This window comes from Streptomyces panaciradicis, assembly GCF_023516615.1.
In the GTDB taxonomy this organism is placed as follows: Bacteria; Actinomycetota; Actinomycetes; order Streptomycetales; family Streptomycetaceae; genus Streptomyces; species Streptomyces panaciradicis.
In genome coordinates this window covers 146,334-167,424 of sequence record NZ_JAMGBF010000003.1, presented here as the reverse complement: position 1 = coordinate 167,424, position 21,091 = coordinate 146,334, and the positions used below count along the sequence as shown (strand labels likewise).

The 21,091-nt window shown below is 73.3% G+C and carries 22 protein-coding genes; 13 read left to right on the top strand and 9 right to left on the bottom strand.

What is annotated here, in order from left to right; translation table 11 throughout:
• The coding region (locus M8J74_RS02085; protein ID WP_249834747.1) for an MFS transporter at positions 1-930 on the top strand (930 nt) is incomplete at its 5' end.
• A 39-nt stretch (positions 931-969) separates the two neighbouring features.
• On the opposite strand, the gene M8J74_RS02080 is transcribed toward M8J74_RS02085, so the two are convergent.
• Entirely contained in the window at positions 970-1,605 is a 636-nt protein-coding gene (locus M8J74_RS02080; RefSeq protein ID WP_249834746.1) for a TIGR03085 family metal-binding protein, read from the bottom strand.
• A gap of 82 nt (positions 1,606-1,687) precedes the next feature.
• On the opposite strand from M8J74_RS02080, the gene hisI reads away from it, so the two are divergent.
• Positions 1,688-2,080, top strand: a complete 393-nt coding sequence (hisI, locus tag M8J74_RS02075) for a phosphoribosyl-AMP cyclohydrolase (RefSeq protein WP_058925881.1) — start codon at positions 1,688-1,690, stop codon at positions 2,078-2,080.
• A gap of 11 nt (positions 2,081-2,091) precedes the next feature.
• Positions 2,092-3,570 (top strand): anthranilate synthase component I, encoded by a 1,479-nt coding sequence (locus tag M8J74_RS02070; RefSeq protein WP_249834745.1) that lies wholly within the window; start codon positions 2,092-2,094, stop codon positions 3,568-3,570.
• Between the two features lie 6 nt (positions 3,571-3,576).
• Here M8J74_RS02070 and M8J74_RS02065 read toward each other — a convergent pair whose 3' ends face one another.
• On the bottom strand, positions 3,577-4,767 hold the full coding sequence (locus tag M8J74_RS02065) for a S53 family peptidase (protein WP_249834744.1): 1,191 nt from the start codon (positions 4,765-4,767) through the stop codon (positions 3,577-3,579).
• A 277-nt stretch (positions 4,768-5,044) separates the two neighbouring features.
• Between M8J74_RS02065 and M8J74_RS02060 the strand changes: the two genes are divergently transcribed.
• From M8J74_RS02060 to lgt, 9 genes are all read left to right on the top strand, one after another.
• Positions 5,045-5,689 (top strand): TIGR02234 family membrane protein, encoded by a 645-nt coding sequence (locus tag M8J74_RS02060; RefSeq protein WP_058925884.1) that lies wholly within the window; start codon positions 5,045-5,047, stop codon positions 5,687-5,689.
• A 126-nt stretch (positions 5,690-5,815) separates the two neighbouring features.
• The gene (locus M8J74_RS02055) at positions 5,816-6,073 is read left to right on the top strand and encodes an HGxxPAAW family protein (RefSeq protein WP_249834743.1); all 258 of its coding nucleotides are present in this window, start codon (positions 5,816-5,818) and stop codon (positions 6,071-6,073) included.
• An 89-nt stretch (positions 6,074-6,162) separates the two neighbouring features.
• Complete coding sequence (locus M8J74_RS02050; RefSeq protein ID WP_249834742.1) at positions 6,163-6,609, top strand: DUF2752 domain-containing protein; 447 nt, start codon at positions 6,163-6,165, stop codon at positions 6,607-6,609.
• A gap of 143 nt (positions 6,610-6,752) precedes the next feature.
• Positions 6,753-7,562, top strand: a complete 810-nt coding sequence (gene trpC / locus M8J74_RS02045; protein WP_249834741.1) for an indole-3-glycerol phosphate synthase TrpC — start codon at positions 6,753-6,755, stop codon at positions 7,560-7,562.
• 21 nt (positions 7,563-7,583) lie between these two features.
• Complete coding sequence (gene trpM, locus M8J74_RS02040; RefSeq protein ID WP_249834740.1) at positions 7,584-7,751, top strand: tryptophan biosynthesis modulator TrpM; 168 nt, start codon at positions 7,584-7,586, stop codon at positions 7,749-7,751.
• Between the two features lie 105 nt (positions 7,752-7,856).
• Positions 7,857-9,140 carry a tryptophan synthase subunit beta gene (gene trpB / locus M8J74_RS02035; protein WP_249834739.1) on the top strand — a complete coding sequence of 428 codons (1,284 nt, stop codon included), beginning with the start codon at positions 7,857-7,859 and terminating at the stop codon, positions 9,138-9,140.
• Positions 9,137-9,955, top strand: a complete 819-nt coding sequence (gene trpA / locus M8J74_RS02030; RefSeq protein ID WP_249834738.1) for a tryptophan synthase subunit alpha — start codon at positions 9,137-9,139, stop codon at positions 9,953-9,955. Before trpB ends, trpA begins: the two co-directional genes overlap by 4 nt.
• Positions 9,956-10,053: 98 nt before the next feature.
• The gene (locus M8J74_RS02025) at positions 10,054-10,830 is read left to right on the top strand and encodes a DsbA family protein (protein ID WP_249834737.1); all 777 of its coding nucleotides are present in this window, start codon (positions 10,054-10,056) and stop codon (positions 10,828-10,830) included.
• Positions 10,831-10,923: 93 nt separating this feature from the next.
• Positions 10,924-11,907 carry a prolipoprotein diacylglyceryl transferase gene (gene lgt, locus M8J74_RS02020; protein WP_249834736.1) on the top strand — a complete coding sequence of 328 codons (984 nt, stop codon included), beginning with the start codon at positions 10,924-10,926 and terminating at the stop codon, positions 11,905-11,907.
• Between the two features lie 102 nt (positions 11,908-12,009).
• Here the strand turns inward: lgt and M8J74_RS02015 are convergent, their stop codons facing one another.
• From M8J74_RS02015 to M8J74_RS01985, 7 genes are read right to left on the bottom strand one after another with little or no spacing between them, the layout of a single operon-like run.
• Positions 12,010-12,852: an HpcH/HpaI aldolase/citrate lyase family protein gene (locus M8J74_RS02015; RefSeq protein ID WP_249834735.1), complete on the bottom strand. Its 843-nt coding sequence runs from the start codon at positions 12,850-12,852 to the stop codon at positions 12,010-12,012.
• The gene (locus tag M8J74_RS02010; RefSeq protein ID WP_249834734.1) at positions 12,849-14,057 is read right to left on the bottom strand and encodes a CaiB/BaiF CoA transferase family protein; all 1,209 of its coding nucleotides are present in this window, start codon (positions 14,055-14,057) and stop codon (positions 12,849-12,851) included. The genes M8J74_RS02015 and M8J74_RS02010 overlap by 4 nt, the downstream gene beginning before the upstream one ends.
• Complete coding sequence (rbsK, locus tag M8J74_RS02005) at positions 14,054-14,947, bottom strand: ribokinase (RefSeq protein WP_249834733.1); 894 nt, start codon at positions 14,945-14,947, stop codon at positions 14,054-14,056. Before rbsK ends, M8J74_RS02010 begins: the two co-directional genes overlap by 4 nt.
• A complete protein-coding gene (locus tag M8J74_RS02000; protein WP_249834732.1) occupies positions 14,944-16,305 on the bottom strand; it encodes an ADP-ribosylglycohydrolase family protein in 1,362 nt (453 codons plus the stop codon). The genes rbsK and M8J74_RS02000 overlap by 4 nt, the downstream gene beginning before the upstream one ends.
• Complete coding sequence (locus M8J74_RS01995) at positions 16,293-17,459, bottom strand: ADP-ribosylglycohydrolase family protein (RefSeq protein WP_249834731.1); 1,167 nt, start codon at positions 17,457-17,459, stop codon at positions 16,293-16,295. Before M8J74_RS01995 ends, M8J74_RS02000 begins: the two co-directional genes overlap by 13 nt.
• A gap of 8 nt (positions 17,460-17,467) precedes the next feature.
• Positions 17,468-18,808 (bottom strand): ADP-ribosylglycohydrolase family protein, encoded by a 1,341-nt coding sequence (locus M8J74_RS01990; protein ID WP_249834730.1) that lies wholly within the window; start codon positions 18,806-18,808, stop codon positions 17,468-17,470.
• The gene (locus M8J74_RS01985) at positions 18,805-19,773 is read right to left on the bottom strand and encodes an ADP-ribosylglycohydrolase family protein (protein WP_249834729.1); all 969 of its coding nucleotides are present in this window, start codon (positions 19,771-19,773) and stop codon (positions 18,805-18,807) included. The genes M8J74_RS01990 and M8J74_RS01985 overlap by 4 nt, the downstream gene beginning before the upstream one ends.
• Before the next feature lie 268 nt (positions 19,774-20,041).
• Here M8J74_RS01985 and M8J74_RS01980 point away from each other — a divergent pair, with 268 nt between their 5' ends.
• On the top strand, positions 20,042-20,773 hold the full coding sequence (locus M8J74_RS01980) for a VIT1/CCC1 transporter family protein (RefSeq protein WP_249834728.1): 732 nt from the start codon (positions 20,042-20,044) through the stop codon (positions 20,771-20,773).
• Positions 20,774-21,091: the final 318 nt, after the last annotated feature.

The window sequence follows — 21,091 nt, the reverse complement described above, 5'->3', positions numbered from 1 at the left end:
CTCGCCGCGAGCCCCGGGCTGTGGCTGCTGGGCGCGGTCGCCGTGGTCTTCGGTCTCGTCGACGCCGTCTTCCTGCCGGCCGCGGGCGCCCTGCCCGCCCGGATCACCGGGCGCGGCCAGCTCGCCCGCGTCCAGGGCATGCGCGGCCTGGCCGTCCGGCTCGCCAACGTCCTCGGCGGCCCGCTGGGCGGCCTCGGCGTCGCTCTCGGCGGCACGGCGGGCGCGTTCGGGCTGGCCGCGCTGCTGGTCGGGGCGTCCCTGCCGCTGCTGCTGACCGTCCGGGTGGGCACGCCGGCCCCGGACGACCTCCCCGAACGGGCCTCGGTCCTGGCCGAACTGCGCGCCGGGCTGCGCCATGTCCGACAGGACAAGGTGCTGCGCCCGCTGGTGATCGCCGCGGCCCTGAGCGACCTGGGGTTCGTCGGCCCGATGAACCTCGGGCTGACCCTGCTCGCCCAGGACCGCGGCTGGGGCTCCTCCGGCATGGGCTGGGTGCTGGCCGGCTTCGGCACCGGCGCCGGAGCCGCCTCGCTGCTGCTCACCTGGCGCGGCCGGGTGCCCCGGGCCGGCCTCGTGGCCGCGGTCACGAACCTGCTGAGCGCCGTGGCCATCGGCTCGCTCGCCCAGACCTCGACCGTCGCCGCAGGGACCTTCGTGGCCGTGTGCATCGGACTGCTCGCCGGCCTGGCGGGCGCCGTGACCGGGGCGCTCATACAGAGCGCGGCGGGTCCGGCCTACGTCGGCCGGGTCACCGCCGCCTCCACGCTCGTCGGCTTCGGCGTCGCACCGCTCACCTTCCCCGTGGTCGGCTGGGCGGCCGACCTGTGGGGCACCGGGCCCGTCTTCGCGGTGTGCGCCGCGGTCTGCGCCCTCGGCGGTGTGGTCGCGCTGTGCGCCGGCTCCCTGCGCCGCGCCGAGCTGCCCCGGTGACCGGACCGGCTCGGATGCCGATCCGGTGAGCGGACCGGCTCAGAGGCCGAGCTGCTTGGCCTCGTGCAGCTTGCTGATGGCGTCCTTGTCGCCGTCCAGCTCCACCGTGGCGGTGCTCTGCCGCCCCATGGAGAACAGCAGCAGCTCCGACGGCTCCCCGGTCGCCGTCACCACCGGCGTGCCGCGGTGCGCGACCACCGTCTGCCCGTCGGGCCGGCGCAGCACCAGCCCGGTGGGGATGTTGCGGCCCATCAGACGGGCGGTGCGCTCCAGCCGCGACCACAGGGCGTCCTGGAAGACCTGGTCGAGCTCGCGCGGCGTCCAGTCCGGCTGTGCCCGGCGGACGTCCTCGGTGTGGACGTAGAACTCGACCGTGTTCGACATCTCGTCGACCTGCTTGAGCTGGAACGGCGAGAAGCGCGGCGGCCCGGTGCGGATGAGCTGGATCAGCTCCTCGTACGGCTTCGCGGCGAACTCCGCCATCACCCGCTCCAGGCGGGGCGCGAGCTGCTTGATCAGGATGCCGCCGGCGGCGTCCGGGCGGCGTTCGCGCACCACCACGTGCGCGGCGAGGTCACGGGTGCGCCAGCCCTCGCAGAGGGTCGGGGCGTCCGGGCCCTCCGCCTCCAACAGGTCGGCGAGAAGAAGTCGTTCACGCTTGGCGAAAGTCGACATGCCGCCAGCCTACGACCGGACGACGGGTCCGCGTAGTGGACACCACGCCGTCACTGTCCGTGGCGCACGGCACAATGGCCTCATGACCGGTACGCCCCCGCCCAGCCCCCTCGACCCGGAGATCGCCGCGCGCCTGAAGCGCAGCCCCGACGGCCTCCTCCCCGCCATCGCCCAGCAGTACGACACCGGTGAGGTGCTGATGCTCGGCTGGATGGACGACGAGGCGCTGCACCGCACCCTCACCACCGGCCGCTGCACCTACTGGTCCCGCAGCCGCCGGGAGTACTGGGTGAAGGGCGACACCTCCGGGCACTTCCAGTGGGTCAAGTCGGTCGCCCTGGACTGCGACGCCGACACCGTGCTGGTCAAGGTCGACCAGGTCGGCGCCGCCTGCCACACCGGCGCCCGCACCTGCTTCGACGCGGACGTCCTCCTCGAGGGCGCCGACTCCGGTGTCCCGGCCCCGGGTCAGTAAGGTCATCCGCCATGGACCTCGAGACCTTCCGCAAGCTCGCCGCCGACCGCCGTGTCATCCCGGTCACGCGCAAGCTCCTCGCCGACGGCGACACCCCGGTCGCGCTCTACCGCAAGCTCGCCGCCGAGCGGCCCGGCACCTTCCTGCTGGAGTCCGCCGAGAACGGCCGCTCCTGGTCCCGCTACTCCTTCGTCGGCGTCCGCTCGTCCGCCACCCTCACCGCGCGCGACGGGCAGGCCCACTGGCTGGGCACCCCGCCCGTCGGCGTCCCCGTCGACGGCGACCCGCTCGCCGCCCTGCGCGCCACCATCGAGGCGCTGCACACCCCGCACCAGGAGGACCTGCCGCCCTTCACCGGCGGCATGGTCGGCTACCTCGGCTACGACATCGTGCGCCGCCTGGAGCGGATCGGCCCCGGCGAGCGCGACGACCTGAAGCTGCCCGAGCTGACCATGCTGCTCACCAGCGACCTCGCCGTGATGGACCACTGGGAGGGCTCGGTCCTGCTGATCGCCAACGCGATCAACCACAACGACCTCGACACGGGTGTGGACGAGGCCCACGCGGACGCCGTGGCCCGGCTGGACGCGATGGAGGCGGACCTGTCCCGGGCCGTCCCGCAGCCGCCCGCCGTGCTGCCGCCCTCCGAACTCCCCGCGTACACGGCCCTGTGGGGCGGTCCCGACTTCCAGGACGCGGTCGAGGACATCAAGGAGCGCATCCGCGCGGGCGAGGCCTTCCAGGTCGTCCCCTCGCAGCGCTTCGAAACGCCGTGCACGGCGAGCGCGTTGGACGTCTACCGGGTCCTGCGGGCGACCAACCCCTCCCCGTACATGTACCTGTTCCGCTTCGACGGCTTCGACATCGTCGGCTCGTCCCCCGAGGCCCTGGTCAAGGTCGAGGCCGGACGCGCCATGGTCCATCCGATCGCCGGCACCCGGCACCGCGGGGCCACCCCGCAGGAGGACCAGGCCCTCGCCGACGAGCTGCTCGCCGACCCCAAGGAGCGCGCCGAGCACCTGATGCTGGTCGACCTCGGCCGCAACGACCTGGGGCGGGTCTGCGAGCCGGGCTCCGTCGAGGTGGTCGACTTCATGTCGGTCGAGCGGTACTCGCACGTGATGCACATCGTCTCGACCGTCACCGGCAGGGTCGCCGCGGGCCACACCGCCTTCGACGTGCTGACGGCGTGCTTCCCGGCGGGCACCCTCTCGGGTGCCCCCAAGCCCCGCGCGATGCAGATCATCGACGAACTGGAGCCGTCCCGGCGCGGGTTGTACGGCGGCTGCGTCGGCTACCTGGACTTCGCGGGCGACTCCGACACCGCCATCGCCATCCGTACGGCCCTGCTGCGGGACGGCACCGCGTACGTGCAGGCCGGAGCCGGCATCGTGGCCGACTCCGACCCGGTCGCGGAGGACCAGGAGTGCCGCAACAAGGCGGCCGCGGTCCTCCGCGCCGTGCACACCGCGAACAGGCTGGGCGGGTAGGGCCGTTCAGCCGGTGAAGGCGGCGGTCCCGTTCGGCACGCCGAGGCCGGACGGCCCGTCGTAGCCGGTGGTGCCGGTGCACAGGTAGGTGCCGCCGCAGCTGCCGTTGGAGCCGCTGGTCACGTCGTACAGCGCCGAGGTGTGGGCGTAGGGGAACGACGCGGGGGTGGAGCCGGCGGACGGGGCGCCCGCCAGCGCGTAGGTCGCCGCGATCAGCGGGGCCGAGGCGCTGGTGCCGCCGAAGACCATCCAGCCGGTGGCCTGCCGGTAGCTGTCGTACACCGCGACGCCGGTGTTGGGGTCGGCGACCGCGGAGACGTCGGCGACGGTCCGCTCGGCGCAGCCGCCGTCGGTCTGCCAGGTGGGCTTGGCGTCGTAGCCGGAGCAGCCGGAGCCGGCCCCGCTCCACACCGTGTCCGTCCAGCCGCGGGAGTTCGACGCGGTCTTCAGCGAGGTGCCGCCCACCGCCGTCACGTACCGGGAGGAGGCGGGGTACTCCACGCCGTAGCCGTTGTCGCCGGAGGAGACGGTGATGGCGACGCCCGGGTGGTTGAAGTAGCTGGAGTCGTACGTCGTGTCGCTGGCGGACTCGGAGCCGCCGTAGCTGTTGGAGACGAACTTGGCGCCGAGCCGGACCGCGGTGTTCACGGCCGTGCCGAGGTTGGTCATGGACGCCGAACTGGCCTCCACCAGCAGGATCTTGCAGTTGGGGCAGGCCGCGCTGACCATGTCGAGGTCGAGGGACTCCTCCTCGGCCCAGCCTGAGTCGCCGCGCGGATAGCTCGTGCCGCCGCTCTGGTCGACCTTCCTGAAGCAGCCGTTGGCCGTGGTGCAGGCCGAAAGCCCGTACTGCGAGCGGTAGGTGGCGAGGTCGGCCTCGGCGTTCGGGTCGTCGTAGGCGTCGACGATCGCCACGGTCTGGCCCGAACCACCGCTCGCCGACGGCAGGTTGTACGCCGCCTGGAGCGACGCGGGGCCGTAGCCGGAGGGTGCGGCGGCGGCCGTCAGGTCGCTCTCCGCGTGGGCGGACCTCGGGGTGCCCGCGGTGACCTTCAGGGCGTTGCAGGCCATCACGTTCTTCTGGCTGGGAGTCGCGCACGCGTGGGCGACGGTGACGCCGTGGGACGCCGGGGTCGCGGCCAGGCCGGAGGGGGCGGCCAGGGCGAGTGCGGCGGTGGACAGGGTGGCCACGACCATGGATGAAACGGTTCTGCGCAACGTACTTCCTCCGAGAGGCTGGTGAACCATGGGGAGACATGCGGGTGCGCCGATCGGTCCGCGAGCGGGTTCGCCGCGGACCGGCGTGAACCTAGATGTGGCTGGAACACGTCAACAAGAAGATCGTTGAAGCCGTGACCATCCTTTGCCCTTCCTGGGCGTGCCATGTGACCTGCCTGAGGTGTCCATGGCGAAACCGTGATCCGGCCATGGGTTGACAGCCCCGGGTGACGCGTCCGGCCGAAGGCAGGCGATAGTGGAGTACGTGACTGCCGTACCGCACCCCCGTTCCCAAGCCGCAGGGCCCGCCCGGGCCGGCCGCGTCTCCCTCGCCGTGGCCCTGTCCGCCGGCGCGCTCGGCGCGGCCGTGACGCTGCTGGCCACCCGGCAGCGCTGGGCGGAGGGCACCGCGACCGTGGCCGGCGCCCCCTTCTCGCTGACCGCCAAGGGCAGCGACGTCACCGGCGTCCCCGCGGCGCTCGCCATAGTGGGCCTCGCCGCGCTGGTCGCCGTCTTCGCCGTCCGCGGGGCCGGCCGCGCGCTGGTCGCGGCCCTGCTCGCGCTCTGCGGCGCGGGCACCGTCGCCGCCGCCCTGCTGGGCGTCTCCGACAGCTCCGCGCTCGACGAGGAGGCCGCGCGGGCCGCCGGCGACACCTCGGCGACCGTGCACGCCCTCTCCCACACCGCCTGGCCCTACGTCGCGGTCGTCGGCGGCGCGCTGATCCTGCTGGCCGGGCTGCTGGCCCTGCGCTACGGGCGCCACTGGCCGGCGATGTCCGGCCGCTACGAGCGCGGCGGCGCGCCCCGCCCGCGCCGGACGGCCGCCAAGGGCGTCGACCCCGACCGGCCCGAGGAACTGTGGAAGGCGCTGGACCGCGGCGAGGACCCCACGGGGGCGTAGCGTTCCCCGCACGCCCCGCGGGGCCGACCCCGCTGGGGCCACCCCCGAGACGCGCACGTGTGCGCGTGCGGGACAATGAGGTGGAGCATCCGGCTCAGACACGTAAACAGCAACGAGGAGCAAGTCATGGCGGGCAGCAGCCACGGTCACACCCCGGCCGCCTGGACCGGTGTCATCATCGCCTTCATCGGTTTCTGCGTTTCGGGTGCCTTCATGGTGATGGCTCAGCCCGTGGGCTTCTGGGCCGGCATGGCGCTCGTGGTGATCGGCGGCGTCGTCGGCTGGGTCATGAGCGCGATGGGCCTCGGCCAGCCCAAGGACACCCACGCGAAGTTCCAGGAGGAGCTGGCCGCCAGCCAGGCCACCGCGGCCGCGAAGGGCTGACGCGCGCGAGTCCGTCCACCGGACCCACGGAGGGGCGATCCGCATCCGGATCGCCCCTCACGCGTGCGTGGCGGCCCGACGGGGGGAGAATGCGAGACGTGAACGCCGAGAGCCAGACCGTCACACCGTCCCGCACCGGATCGCCGGTCGCGCGCCTCGCCGTGCCCGCCGGGATCATGGCGGCCGTCGCCGGGGCCTTCGCCTACGTGGGCGCGGTGAACCCCAACGAGTCCGGCCACTACCCCGTCTGCCCCCTCTACGCGGTCACCGGCCTGTACTGCCCCGGCTGCGGCGGCCTGCGCAGCGCGCACGCCTTCGTCCACGGGGACCTCGCGGCGGCGCTGCACGACAACGCCCTGGCCACCGTCGGCTACCCGCTCTTCGCCGTCCTGTGGACCGTATGGGTGGTGCGCACGGCGCGCGGGCGCCCGCCGCGGCTCACCCTCGGGCCGGCGCACCTGTGGGCGCTGGGGGCGTTGCTGCTGGTCTTCACCGTTGTCCGGAACCTGCCGTTCGGTGGCTGGCTGCGTCCTTGATCAACCGGTGGGCGTCCGGATAGAGGGACGGGCGTCAACCGGATGCGAGGCCTACGCCCCGCTGCGGATACCATCGCAGTGACCACCGGGTTTCCGCCGGTCCGAAGCTTCAACTGTCAACCGTCTGGAAGGGGGCCGCTCGCGTGAGTGTGCTCGACGAGATCATCGACGGAGTCCGTGCCGACCTCGCGGAGCGGCAGGCGCGCGTCAGCCTCGACGAGCTCAAGGAGCGCGCGGCGAAGGCACCCGCGGCCAAGGACGGGGTGGCCGCCCTGCGGGGCGACGGCGTCAAGGTGATCTGCGAGGTCAAGCGCTCCAGCCCCTCCAAGGGCGCGCTGGCCGCGATCGCCGACCCGGCCGGCCTCGCCGCGGACTACGAGGCGGGCGGCGCGGCCGTCATCTCCGTCCTCACCGAACAGCGCCGCTTCGGCGGCTCGCTGGCCGACCTCGAGGCCGTCCGCGCGCGGGTGGACATCCCGGTCCTGCGCAAGGACTTCATCGTCACGTCGTACCAGCTCTGGGAGGCCCGCGCGTACGGCGCCGACCTCGCGCTGCTGATCGTCGCGGCCCTCGAACAGCCCGCCCTGGAGTCCCTCATCGAGCGCGCCGTCTCCATCGGCCTCACCCCGCTCGTCGAGGTGCACGACGAGGACGAGGTCGAGCGGGCGGTGGACGCGGGCGCCAAGATCATCGGCGTCAACGCGCGCAACCTCAAGACCCTGGAGGTCGACCGCGGCACCTTCGAGCGGGTGGCCCCGGAGATCCCCGACCACCTCGTCAAGGTCGCCGAGTCCGGCGTCCGCGGTCCCCACGACCTCATCGCCTACGCCAACGCCGGCGCCGACGCCGTCCTGGTCGGCGAGTCCCTGGTCACCGGCAAGGACCCGAAGACCGCGGTGTCGGATCTGGTCGCGGCCGGCGAGCATCCGGCTCTGCGCCACGGACGCGGCTGAACCTTCGGTAGGCTGACGGCGATGACTCTCACCATGACGACCGTGGACCGGTACGCCCGCCTGGCGCGCGGCTGCCGCCCTCGCGGCTGCCGCGCCCCGGCCCGCCGCGTGCACGGCCGCCGTGTCCGCTACGTCATCGGTGACGAACCCGGGCAGGTCAACGGCCGCCGATGGCAGCGCGCCCTCTAGGGGCGCGGGGAACTGCGCGACACGCCACGGACGGCCTTTCGCCGTCGAACAAGCCCCGCCCCCACGGCGATTAGGTTTTTCCCAAACTCACCGTGAGGTTCCGTCATGCCCAGCGACTTCTTCATTCCCGACCCCGAGGGTCAAGTACCGAGCCCCGAAGGCTACTTCGGCGCGTTCGGCGGCAAGTTCATCCCGGAGGCCCTCGTCGCCGCCGTCGACGAGGTGGCCGTCGAGTACGACAAGGCCAAGCACGACCCCGAGTTCGCCCGCGAACTCGACGACCTGCTGGTCAACTACACCGGCCGGCCCAGCTCCCTGACCGAGGTGCCGAGGTTCGCCGAGCACGCCGGCGGAGCCCGGGTCTTCCTCAAGCGGGAGGACCTCAACCACACCGGCTCCCACAAGATCAACAACGTGCTCGGCCAGGCCCTGCTCACCAAGCGCATGGGCAAGACCCGGGTCATCGCCGAGACCGGCGCCGGCCAGCACGGCGTCGCCACCGCCACCGCCTGTGCCCTCTTCGGCCTCGAGTGCACGATCTACATGGGCGAGATCGACACCCAGCGCCAGGCCCTGAACGTGGCCCGCATGCGCATGCTCGGCGCCGAGGTCATCGCCGTGAAGTCGGGTTCGCGCACCCTCAAGGACGCCATCAACGAGGCGTTCCGCGACTGGGTCGCCAACGTCGACCGCACCCACTACCTCTTCGGTACGGTCGCGGGCCCGCACCCCTTCCCGGCCATGGTCCGCGACTTCCACCGGGTCATCGGCGTGGAGGCCCGCCGCCAGCTGCTGGAGCGCACCGGCCGCCTCCCGGACGCCGCGATCGCCTGCGTCGGCGGCGGCTCCAACGCCATCGGCCTGTTCCACGCCTTCATCCCGGACGCGGGCGTCCGCCTCATCGGCTGCGAACCGGCCGGCCACGGCGTCGAGACCGGCGAGCACGCGGCCACCCTCACCGCGGGCGAGCCCGGCATCCTGCACGGCTCCCGGTCCTACGTCCTGCAGGACGAGGAGGGCCAGATCACCGAGCCGTACTCCATCTCGGCCGGCCTGGACTACCCGGGCATCGGCCCGGAGCACTCGTTCCTCAAGGACAGCGGCCGCGGCGAGTACCGCGCGGTCACCGACGACGCGGCGATGCAGGCCCTGCGCCTGCTGTCGCGCACCGAGGGCATCATCCCGGCCATCGAGAGCGCCCACGCCCTCGCGGGCGCCCTGGAGGTCGGCAGGGAGCTCGGCAAGGACGGTCTGATCGTCGTCAACCTCTCCGGCCGCGGCGACAAGGACATGGACACCGCCGCGCGCTACTTCGGCCTGTACGACACCGACGCCGAGGTCGCGGCCAACGCCGCCGACACCGCGGAGATCGAGGGGGACGCCAAGTGAGCGGGAACATCCAGCTGCTGTCCGACACCCTCGCCGGTGCCAAGGCCGAGGGCCGCGCCGCGCTCATCGCCTACCTCCCGGCCGGGTTCCCGACCGTGGACGGCGGCATCGAGGCGATCAAGGCCGCCCTCGACGGCGGTGCGGACGTGGTCGAGGTCGGCCTGCCGCACAGCGACCCCGTCCTCGACGGTCCCGTCATCCAGACCGCCGACGACATCGCCCTGCGCGGCGGCGTCAAGATCGCGCACGTCATGCGCACGGTCAGGGAGGCCCACCAGGCCACCGGCAAGCCGATCCTGGTCATGACGTACTGGAACCCCATCGACCGCTACGGCGTCGAGCGCTTCACCGCCGAACTCGCCGAGGCGGGCGGCGCCGGGTGCATCCTGCCCGACCTGCCCGTCCAGGAGTCGGCGCTGTGGCGGGAGCACGCCGAGAAGCACGGCCTCGCCACGGTCTTCGTGGTCGCGCCCAGCAGCAAGGACGCGCGGCTCGCCGAGATCACCGCGGCCGGCAGCGGCTTCGTGTACGCCGCCTCGCTCATGGGCGTCACCGGCACCCGCGAGTCCGTGGGCGCGCAGGCCCACGACCTGGTCGACCGCACCCGCGCCACCGGCAGCGGCCTGCCCGTCTGCGTCGGGCTCGGCGTCTCCAACGCCGAGCAGGCCGCCGAGGTGGCCGGCTTCGCCGACGGTGTGATCGTCGGGTCCGCCTTCGTCAAGCGGATGCTCGACGCGCCGGACGAGGCGGCCGGCCTGGAGGCCGTGCGCGCACTCGCCGGCGACCTCGCGCAGGGCGTACGCCGGCAGGCGTAATCCGTCCGGAACAGAACACAAGGGATCATTCGGTCACTCGAACGGGTGGACCTGGGACCGGGGAGGCGCGCTGCGCCTCCCCGGTTCGTTCCCTGGGTGTGAGCGAGAAGAACCATGAGGGAAAGCGCACCGCCCGGGAGCGGCTGGCGGCCGAGCGCGAGAAGCAGAAGACCGCCGAGAAGCGGCGGCGGGCCCTGATCGTCGGCGCGAGCGTGGTCTGCGTGCTCGGGCTCGCGGCGGTGATCGGCGTGGCCGCCGCGAACGCCGGCAAGGACAAGGGCTCCAAGAGTTCCGGCCCGGCCACCGCACCGTCGGGGGCCCAGGGCAAGGACGGCCTGGCGGTCCCGGTCGGCAAGGACGGCGCCAAGTCCACGCTCACCGTCTGGGAGGACTTCCGCTGCCCGGCCTGCAAGGCCTTCGAGGCGGCGTACCGCCCCACGCTCCACGAACTGGCCGACTCCGGACAGCTCAGGATCGAGTACCACCTGGTCAGGCTCATCGACGGCAACCTCGGCGGCACCGGCTCCCTGCGCGCGGGCAACGCCGCGGCCTGCGCCCAGGACGCGGGCAGGTTCCGCGACTACCACGACGTGCTCTACGACAACCAGCCCGAGGAGACCAACGACGCCTTCAGCGACAACACCAAGCTCATCGCGCTGGCCGGCAAGGTGGGCGGGCTCGACACGACGGCCTTCCGTGCCTGCGTCGACAAGGGCACGCACGACGGCTGGGTGGACAAGTCGAACGCCGCGTTCAAGTCGAGCGGTTTCACCGGCACCCCGACCGTGCTGCTGAACGGCAAGAACATCTACCAGGACCAGTCGATGACCCCCGCGAAGCTGAAGCAGCTGGTGCAGCAGGCCGACAAGGGGTAAGGCGCGGCGGGCGCATTCACACCCGCCCGTTATGGACCCGTAGCCGGGCTGCCTGCCGTGGGCCCGGTCCGGCACGGTAGCGTCGACCCTGCCATGGAAGAACTTGCCTACATTCCGAGCCCGTCACGCGGGGTGCTGTATCTCGGCCCCATTCCGCTGCGCGGCTATGCCTTCTGCATCATCATCGGCGTCTTCGTCGCGGTCTGGCTCGGCAACAAGCGCTGGATCGCCCGCGGCGGGCGGGCCGGGACGGTGGCCGACATCGCTGTCTGGGCGGTGCCCTTCGGCCTCGTCGGCGGCCGGCTCTACCACGTGATCACGGACTACGAGCTGTACTTCAGCCAGGGCCGCGACTGGGTGGACGCCTTCAAGGTGTGGCAGGGCGGCCTCGGCATCTGGGGCGCGATCGCGCTCGGCGCGCTGGGCGCCTGGATCGGCTGCCGCCGGCGGGGCATCCCGATGCCCGCGTACGCCGACGCGGTCGCACCCGGCATCGCCCTCGCGCAGGCCTGCGGCCGCTGGGGCAACTGGTTCAACCAGGAGCTGTACGGCAAGGAGACGCACGTCCCCTGGGCGCTGCACATCACGTCCTCGACGGACGGCCGCGTGCCCGGGTACTACCACCCCACCTTCCTGTACGAGTCCCTGTGGTGCATCGGCGTGGCACTGCTGGTCATCTGGGCCGACAAGCGCTTCACCATGGGGCACGGGCGGGCGTTCGCCCTGTACGTCGCCGCGTACTGCGTGGGCCGGGCCTGGATCGAGTACATGCGGGTCGACGACGCGCACCACATCCTGGGGCTGCGGCTGAACGACTGGACCGCGGGGATCGTGTTCCTGCTGGCGGTGGCGTACATCGTGGTCTCGGCGAAGAAGCGGCCGGGGCGGGAAGCGGTGGTCGAGCCGGGTGTGACCGACGGCGCCCCCGAGGCCTCCGGCGGTGAGGAGGCCTCCGGCGTTGAGAGTGCCTCCGGCGACCACGCCGACGTCGAGATCGAGGACAAGGCGACCGACGAGGTCAAGGACGAGGTCAAGGACGAGGTCAAGGACGACGCCGAGTCGGCCAAGAAGAGCTGAGCTGTTCGTTCGACGGCGGGTCCCGGTGGGTTTGGCACCGCCGGGACCCGCCGTCGTGGTTCTCGCCGTCGCGGCGGGGGAAGCCCGCGGGCGGACCGAATCTCAGCGGTTTCGGCTGGTCAGCGAAAGGGTGCGCTGGGCCGCCGCCACCACCGCCGCGTCGATGAAGCGGCCGTCCGGGAGGGCCTGGGCGCCCTTCTCGCGGGTCGCCGCCTTCACGATCGTCTCCGCCTCCTCGATCTCCCGCTGGGTGGGGAGGTAGGCGCGTTCGATGATCGGGAGCTGGCGGGGGTGGATGGCGGCGCGGCCGAGGAAGCCGAGGCCGCGGCCGCGGGTGCACGAGGCGGCCAGGCCCTCCAGGTCGCGGATGTCGGGGTGGACCGACTGGGGCGGCGGGGGCAGTCGTGCCGCCCGCGCCGCGACGATCACCCGGGAACGGGACCAGTCGAGACCCGCGTCCTCGCGTACGCCGAGGTCGGCGCGGAGATCCGACTCGCCGAGGGAGATGCCGCGCAGGGACGGGTGGGCGGCGGCGATGGCGTAGGCGTGCTCCACGCCCAGGGCCGTCTCCAGCAGGGCGTACAGGCCGGGGGCCGCCCCGGAGACCGAGGCGCGGGCGGTGGCCGCGGCGATGCGGGTCACCTGGGCCGGGGACGTCACCTTGGGCAGCCGTAGACCCGCGAGGCCGGGGAGCGGCGCGATCGCCTCCAGGTCCCGGGCCGCGAGGGGGCCGTCGAGGGCGTTCACGCGGACGTGGACCGGGACGGGCTGGCGGCAGGACAGCAGGTCGGCGGTGGCCTCCCGGGCGTAGGCCTTGCGTTCCGGGGCGACCGCGTCCTCCAGGTCGACGATGACGACGTCGGCGCCGGAGACCAGCGCCTTGGCGACCACGCCAGGCCGGTCGCCCGGCACGTACAGCCAGGTCAGCGGGGTCGGTGGCGTCATACCGCGCCCTCCTCGCGCAGGGCCGCCAACTCGGCCGCCGTCAGGCCCAGTTCGGTGAGGACCTCCGTCGTGTCGGCGCCGTGCGCGCGGCCCGCCCAGCGGATCGCGCCGGGCGTGTGGGAGAGCCGGAAGAGGACGTTCTGCATGCGCAGCGGGCCCAGGTCGGGGTCGTCCAGGGTGGTGACGGTGTCGAGGGCCTGGTACTGCGGGTCGGTCAGCACGTCCCGTACGTCCTGGATGGGGGCGACCGCCGCCTCCGCCTTCTCGAAGGCCGCCAGCACCTCGGTGCGGGTACGGGCGGCGATCCAGGCGCCGACCGCCTGGTCGAGGACGTCGGCGTGCGCTGCGCGGCCGGCGCCCGTCGCGAACCACGGCTCGTCGATCAGGTCGGGCCTGCCGACCAGTGTCATCAGCCGTTCCGCGATCGACTGGGCCGAGGTGGAGACGGCGACCCAGGTGCCGTCGGCCGTGCGGTAGGCGTTGCGCGGGGCGTTGTTGGCGGAGCGGTTGCCGGTGCGCCGCTGGACGTAGCCGAGCTGGTCGTACCAGGTCGGCTGGGGGCCGAGCACGGTGAGGATCGGTTCGATGATCGCCATGTCGACGACCTGGCCCTCGCCGGTGCGTTCGCGGGCGGCGAGGGCCGTCATGACGGCGTACGCCGTCGCCAGACCCGCGATGTTGTCGGCGAGGCCGAAGGGCGGCAGCGTCGGCGGGGCGTCGGGCTCGCCGGTGATTGCGGCGAAGCCGCTCATCGCCTCGGCGAGGGTGCCGAAGCCGGGACGGTGGGCGTAGGGCCCGAACTGGCCGAAGCCGGTGACGCGGGTGAGGACCAGACGCGGGTTGACGGCGGAGAGCTCCGGCCAGCCGAGGTCCCACTTCTCCAGGGTGCCGGGGCGGAAGTTCTCGATCAGTACGTCGGCCTCGGCCGCGAGCCGCAGCAGTGTGGCGCGGCCGCCCCTCTTGGACAGGTCGAGGGTGATCGTGCGCTTGTTGCGGCCGAGGATCTTCCACCACAGGCCGATGCCGTCCTTCGACGGGCCGTGCCCGCGTGACGGGTCGGGTTTCCCGGGGTGCTCGACCTTGATCACCTCCGCGCCGAAGTCGCCGAGCATGGTGGCGGCGAGGGGACCGGCGAAGAGGGTGGCGAGGTCGAGGACGCGCAGACCGGTGAGCGGTGCGGTGCGGGGGGCGGGGGCTGTGGTCATGACGGGTACCGGGCCTCGATCTCTGAGCGGTACGGCATCGACGCGGAGGCGCCCGGCCGCTGGACGGAGAGGGCCGCGGCTGCTGCTGCCCACCGCAGGGCCTCGCGGATCGGCCGCTCCTCGCCGAGGGCCGTGGTGAGCGCGCCGACGAAGGTGTCGCCCGCGCCGGTGGAGTCCACGGCGGTCACCTGCGGGGCGGGGACGGCGAGCGGTTCGGCGCCGCGCGCGACGTACAGGCTGCCCGCCGCGCCGAGCGTGACGACCACCGCCGGGACGCTGTCCAGCAGGGCGATGGCCGCCTCGACGGCGTCGGTCCGGCCGGTGAGGGTGATCGCCTCGTACTCGTTGGGCACCAACAGGTCGACGGCGGCGAGGAGTTCGGCCGGCAGGGGCTGGGCGGGGGCGGGGGTGAGGACGGTGCGGACGCCGTGGGCACGGGCGGCCCGCGCGCCCGCGACGACCGCCGGCATCGGGATCTCCAGCTGGAGGAGCAGGGTGTCGGCGGAGGCGATCAGGGCCTCGTCGCCGGGGCCGAGGTGGTCGACGGTGCCGTTCGCTCCGGGGATCACGACGATGGCGTTGCCACCCTCGTCGTCCACGACGATGTGGGCCGTGCCGGAGGGGCCCTCGATGGTGCGCAGCAGATCGGTGTCGACGCCCGAGCCTTCGAGGGTGGCGCGCAGGCGGGGGCCGTACGGGTCGGTGCCGACGGCGCCGATCATCGAGACGGTGGCGCCCGCGTGGGCCGCGGCGATGGCCTGGTTGGCGCCCTTGCCGCCGGGGATCGTGCGGAACTCCCGTCCCGTCACGGTCTCTCCGCGCTGCGGCGCCTTCTCGACGTAGGTGACGAGGTCCATGTTCATGCTGCCCAGCACGACGATGTGGGTCATGGGCGGGATGCCTCCCGGTGGGTCAGGTGGGCCAGGGTGTCGAAGCCGATGCCGTGGAAGTCGCCGACGGAGGTGGCCAGCCGGTTCTTCAGCGGGGCCGTCCAGTGGTGGGGGAGCGCGGTGGGGGTGCCGGCGAGGAGGGCGGCGATGCCGCCGGTGGTGGCGCCGTTGCTGTCGGTGTCCCAGCCGCCGCCCACCGCGCGGGAGACGGAGCCGGTGAAGTCGCCGTCGGCGTGGGTGAGGGCGGCGGCGATCAGGGCGGTGTTGGGGATGGCGTGGACCCAGTGGTGGGTGGCGCCGTAGGTGGCGTGGAGTTCGTCCACGATCGTGTCGAAGTCGGCGTGTTCGTGGGCGAGTCGCACGGCGTGACGGATCGCCTCGGACAGCCGTGAGCGGGGTGGGATGACGGTGAGGCCGGTGCGCAGGCAGGCGTGGACGTCGTGGGTGCCGGTCGCCGCGCACGCGATGGTGGCGGCCGTGAACATGGCCGCGTAGACGCCGTTGGCGGTGTGGGTGAGGGTGGCGTCGGTGTGGGCCTGTTCCGCCGCGGCGGCCGGGTCGCCGGGGTTGGTCCAGCCGTGGACGTCGGCGCGGATGAGGGCGCCGATCCATTCCCGGAAGGGGTTGCGGTGGCGGGCGGTGTGCGGGGGTTCGACGCCGCTGAGGAGGTTCCGGTAGGCGATGCGCTCGGCCGTGAAGGTGCGGCCGGCCGGGAGCTCGTCGAGCCAGAGCCGTGCCACGTCGTCGAGGGTGAAGCGGCGGCCGTGGCGTTGCAGCAACAGCAGGTTGAGAAGCGGGTAGTTGAGGTCGTCGTCCTCCGGCATGCCGTCGATGTTCTCGGCGAGTGAGGTGGGGGCGGAGCGGCGGTTCCAGGGGTGGGCGCGCAGAAGGTCCTCGGGGACGCCCTTGGCCGTGAAGTAGGTGCCGAGCGGCCAGTTGCCGGTGGACCGGGCCAGCGCGCGGACGGCTTCGAGGGGGAGCTTCTCCACGGGCTTGCCCAGGAGGCAGCCGACCGCGCGTCCCAGCCAGGCGGCTTCCAGGCCGGCCGGTGTCGGGGTCAGGTCGCTCACCGGCGCCGGCCAGTGCGGGCACAGCGCCTTGATCCGCGCGAGGTCCGTCGGCTCGGAGTCCGCCAACCGGTCCGGCAGATCGGCGAGTTCGTCGAGCAGGTCCTCCGCGAGTTGCCGCAGGTAGCGCGAGGGCCGGCCGGCCGACGCGCCCGCCGAGGTCGGGGCGTCCGGGGCGCCCGCCGCCCGCCACCGCGCCGCGATCGCCGCGGGCTCCCGGCCGTCCAGCCGTGCCTGGCGCAGTTCGTGGCCGAGCAGGTCCTCCGGCTGGACCCAGGTCAGTCGGAGCATCTCAGGCCCCCGATCTCGGTGAACGCCGACTCGTGGGCCCGGCGGCGGCGCACGTCCCGTTCGAAGATCTCCCGGGTGACGTCAGTGAGGGTGGCGGCCGGCTCCCACAGGTCCAGGCGGCTCGCCTCGGCCACCGTCTTCGACCAGTCCTGAGGCACCGGCGAGCCCAGGGCGCCGGTCAGCGCGCCCGCCATCGTCGCGATGGAGTCGCAGTCGCGGCCGTAGTTGACGGCACCGAGGACCGCGTGCCGGTAGTCGCCGCTCGACACCAGCACCATGCCCAGCGCCACGGGGAGTTCCTCGATGGCGTGCAGACGGGAGGGGCGGCGCGCGCCGAGGGAGGGCCGGCGGTAGTCGGGGCCCACGGTGTCGTACGGGGTGACCGCCTCCCGGAGGGGGACCAGGGCGGACTCGAAGTCCGTGTGGCGGGACGCCACTTCGCAGACCTGCTCGATCGCCGCGCGGGTGCCGTCCTTCGCCAGGGCGAGGGCCGCGGCGACGACCGAGTCCGCGGTCGCGTCCGGGGCGCAGGCGGCCGCCACCGCCGCCGCGAACACGCCCGCCGCCTCCCGGCCGTACGACGACTGGTGGGCGCCCGCGACGTCGATCGCCTCGGCGTAGGCGCGCGCCGGGTCGGCCGCGTTGACCAGTCCGACCGGGGCCATGTACATCGCCGCGCCGCAGTTGACGATGTTGCCGACGCCGGCCTCGCGGGGGTCCGCGTGGGCGTAGTGGAGGCGGGTCACCAGCCACTTCTCGGCGAGGAAGAGGCGGTGCAGGGGAAGGGCCTCCTGCTCCAGCTCCGGGATCCAGCGCGGGTTCGTCATCAGGTCCGGGACCAGGTGGTCGGCGATGGCGTACGCGTCCAGGTGGTCGCGGACGGTCGCGTAGACCCGTACCAGGGCATGGGTCATCAAGGTGTCGTCGGTGACGTGGCCGTCGCCCTTGTGGTACGGCGCCAGGGGGCGCGCCGTGCGCCAGGCGTCGCCGTTCCAGGGGCCGACGACGCCGTGGACGCGGCCGCCGTGGCGTTCGAGGATCTGGGCGGGGGAGTAGCCCTCGACCGGGCCGCCCAACGCGTCGCCCACCGCCGCGCCCACCAGGGCTCCGGAGATGCTGTCCTCTAGGTTCTTTTCTGGGTGTTTGGGCGTCATGACCCGAATCATCCACCCGGCGGGGCCGGTTGTACGGCTTCCAGGAGTTCGGCGAGTTCCACCAGGTCGGTGCCGGTGAGGCGGGGCAGCGCGCAGCCGGAGAGCGTGCGGCAGGCGTCCCGCCAGCTCGCGGGGATCGACGCGCCGCCGCCCAGCGCGCCGGTCAGGGCGCCCGCCAGGGCCGGGGCGGAGTCGGCGACCCGCGACAGACAGGCCGCGGCCGGTACGGCCTCGGTGATACGGCCCCGGGCGGCGACGGTCAGGGCCAGGGCCACCGGGACCGTCTCGGCCGCCGCGATGCCGTAGCTGTAGACGTGGTCGACGATCTGGTGCTCCAGGAGGGGGACCAGGGCGAAGGCCGATTCGGTGTCGTGGGCCAGCTTCAGGGCGTGGCGGGCGTTGCGGCCGATCTCGCTGCCCTCGGGGAGCTGGGCCAGGGCCGCCGAGACGCAGGTGCCCGCGTCCGCGCCGGTCAGGGCGAGGGAGACGGCCGCCGCCATCGCGCGGGCGCCGTGCACCCCGTCGCCGTCCTGGGTGTAGCGGGCGTCGAACTCGGCCAGGTCCGCGGCGAGTCGGGGGTCGCCGGGGTGGGCGACGGCGAGGACGCAGGCCCTGACGCAGGCCGCGTCGTCGAAGTAGTGGGGGTTGTCGTGGCCGGTGGCGGGTGGGCGCAGGCCGGCGGCGAGGTTGCCGAGGCCGGCGCGGACGGAGATGCGGGCGCGCAGGGGCAGGACGGCGGACTCGACCTCGGGGGCGCGTTGTGCCGCGGCGGCCACCTCGCTCGCCAGGGCGTTCCAGGTGAGGTCGATGGCGGCCCTCGTACGGCGTTCCCGGCCGAGGTCGGCGAGGACGGTGTCGTCGCCGGCGCGCAGCAGGGCCTCCGCTGTGAAGGCCGCCCATTCCGCGTCGTCGGAGGGGCCGAGGTGGAGGGGCTCGGGGGGCTGGTTGAGGGCGAGGGGGACGGGGAGGGTGGTCGTGGCGTTGGTCTCGGCGAAGGTGTCGAGTTCGCGGGTGAGGCGGCGGGTCCAGTCGGGCATGCGGGCGGCTCTGTGGCGGGCGGCGGGCCAGCCGGCGGCGTCGCCTGCGGCGAGGCCGAGCAGGAGGCCGACGGTTCGCTGGGTGCCGGGGTACGCCTCGGCTTCGCCTTCGGCGGATCCGTACCCACCCGCACCACCCGTGCGGATCGCGTCGTCGGGTGAGGGTGGCCCCTGTGGGGCGTCCTCGCCGTCGGCGACCGCGGGCTCGTACGGCAGGGGGCTGATCACCGTCTCGACCGCGGGCTCGAGAATCGTCGCGAGCGTCGGTTCGGTGGTGGTCGTGCCCTCGTCCCAGGGGAGGGGTGGTGTCATGGGGTGGCCTCCGTGAGGGTCGTCGTCAGCAGGTCGGCCACCTTCAGGACGTGGTGTCCCGCCATCGCCGGCAGGCAGGTTCCCCGGGCCGGGCCGATCGCGGACGCCCACTCCCGCGGGATCTCCGCCTCGCCCCGTGTCGCGCCGGCCAGCGCGCCCGCGACCGCGGCCGTGGTGTCCGCGTCGCGGCCCATGTTCACCGCGGTGAGGACCGCGTCGCGGAAGTCGCCGTCGGCCGCCGCGTACGCGCCGAAGGCCAGCGCCACGGCCTCCGGGGCCAGGTCGGTCCAGGGGTAGCCGCCGATGACGACCGCCGAGCGGACCGCCCGTTCGCCGCGGTGGGCCACCGTGACGGCGCGGCGCAGGGAGCGGGCCGTCCAGGAGTCGTCGGGGACGACCGCGAGGGCCGAGGCGACCACGGCGGTCGGCGGCGCGCCCGCCATCGCCGCCGCCACCCCGGCCGCCACCGCCTGGCCGCCGTAGATGCCCTCGCCCTCGTGGCTCACCGAGCCGTCGATCGCCGCCAGCCGGGCCGCCTCGGCGGGGCGGCCCGCCGCGAAGACGCCGAAGGGGGCCGCGCGCATGGCCAGGCCGTCGCTCCAGGCGTGCCGGTGCTGGGCCGAGATGGGGGCCGCGAGACCGCGGCGGAGGTTCTGCAGGGTGCCGCGTTCGCTGAAGCCCGCCCCGCGGAAGGGGCCCTCCGCGCGGTCCGCGATCCACTCGTGCCAGGCCGCCTCCACATGGGCCGGGGTGAGGGCCGAGCCGTGGCGGGCCAGCAGCAGGCCGGAGAAGATCGCGTACTCCGTGTCGTCCGTGCCGGACGGCTCGTCCGCGACGTAACCGGTGATACGGCCCCAGCGGGCCCTGATCTCCGACGGTCTCAGGTTCTCGGCGGGGGCCCCGAGGGCGTCCCCGACCGCCAGACCGAGCAGTGCGCCGCGTGCGCGTTCGCGGATCGATGGCATACGGGGCCTCTCCGGGAGGGGGGCCGTACAGGGCGCGGGCCCCTTTGTCCGTCAAGGGCGCGAAACCCTTTGGGGATAAGTCCCACCATCGGCGGTTGACCTCAGCCTCGAGGGGCCTCATGTCACCCGGTCGACACCACGAAAGCGCAGGTTAGCCCAGCCTTTCCTTGCTGGCGGACGGGAATGCGAAGGCGTAGGTTCCGTGTTGTCGAAGAGTAGACATTGTCCAAAGTTAGCTTTGGCTTAGCTTCCCTGGGGGACCCCCGCTATGGCGATCATCGAGACCGAGGCCACGCTCCACGAGGCGCACCGTGACAACCACACGCACCGGGACGTCAACGGGGGCTGGCTGCGGCCGGCCGTGTTCGGGGCCATGGACGGGCTGGTCTCCAACCTCGCGCTGATGACCGGTGTCGCCGGCGGGGCCGTGAGCCCGAGCACCCTCGTGCTGACCGGCCTCGCCGGGCTCGCCGCGGGCGCCTTCTCGATGGCCGCCGGAGAGTACACCTCCGTCGCCTCGCAGCGCGAGCTCGTCGAGGCCGAGCTGGCCGTGGAGCGTGCCGAGCTGCGCAAGCACCCGGCCGACGAGGAGGCCGAGCTGGCGGCCCTGTACCAGGCCCGGGGCGTCGAGCCCGCGCTGGCCCGCGAGGTCGCCCGGCAGCTGTCGAAGGACCCCGAGCAGGCCCTGGAGATCCACGCCCGCGAGGAGCTCGGGATCGATCCGAGCGACCTGCCCTCGCCGCTCGTCGCCGCCGTCTCCTCGTTCGGCTCCTTCGCGCTGGGCGCCCTGCTGCCCGTACTGCCGTACCTGCTCGGTGCGACCGCGCTGTGGCCGGCCCTGCTGCTCGCGCTGTTCGGGCTCTTCGCCTGCGGTGCGGTGGTGGCCCGGGTGACCGCGCGCAGCTGGTGGTACAGCGGTCTGCGTCAGCTCGCTCTCGGTGGTGCCGCGGCGGGTGTGACGTACGCCCTGGGCAGCTTCTTCGGAACGGCCGTAGGATAGGGCGGCTGGTACTTATGCGTTGGGCCGCATAAGTAGCCGTTACTCGCTGGTTTCGAATGGTTGACCACCGGGCATGAGCCGTACGCGCTGCAGGCAATGAGGCCTGCCGCGCATCCGCGGGAAGGGCGACGCAGCTCTCCCCGCCTTTCGGGTCGGCGGACATCGATCTGTCCCGTTCGGCCCCCATAGCTTCCACCGCAGGCGCGGCACCCGCGCCGCAGCCGCGCGGTGTCCGCATGTTGGAACGGGATATCCCGGTTCCCGAGAATCGCTCCATCATGTAACCTGCACGAAATTTTGCACTCCGCAGAGGGCCAA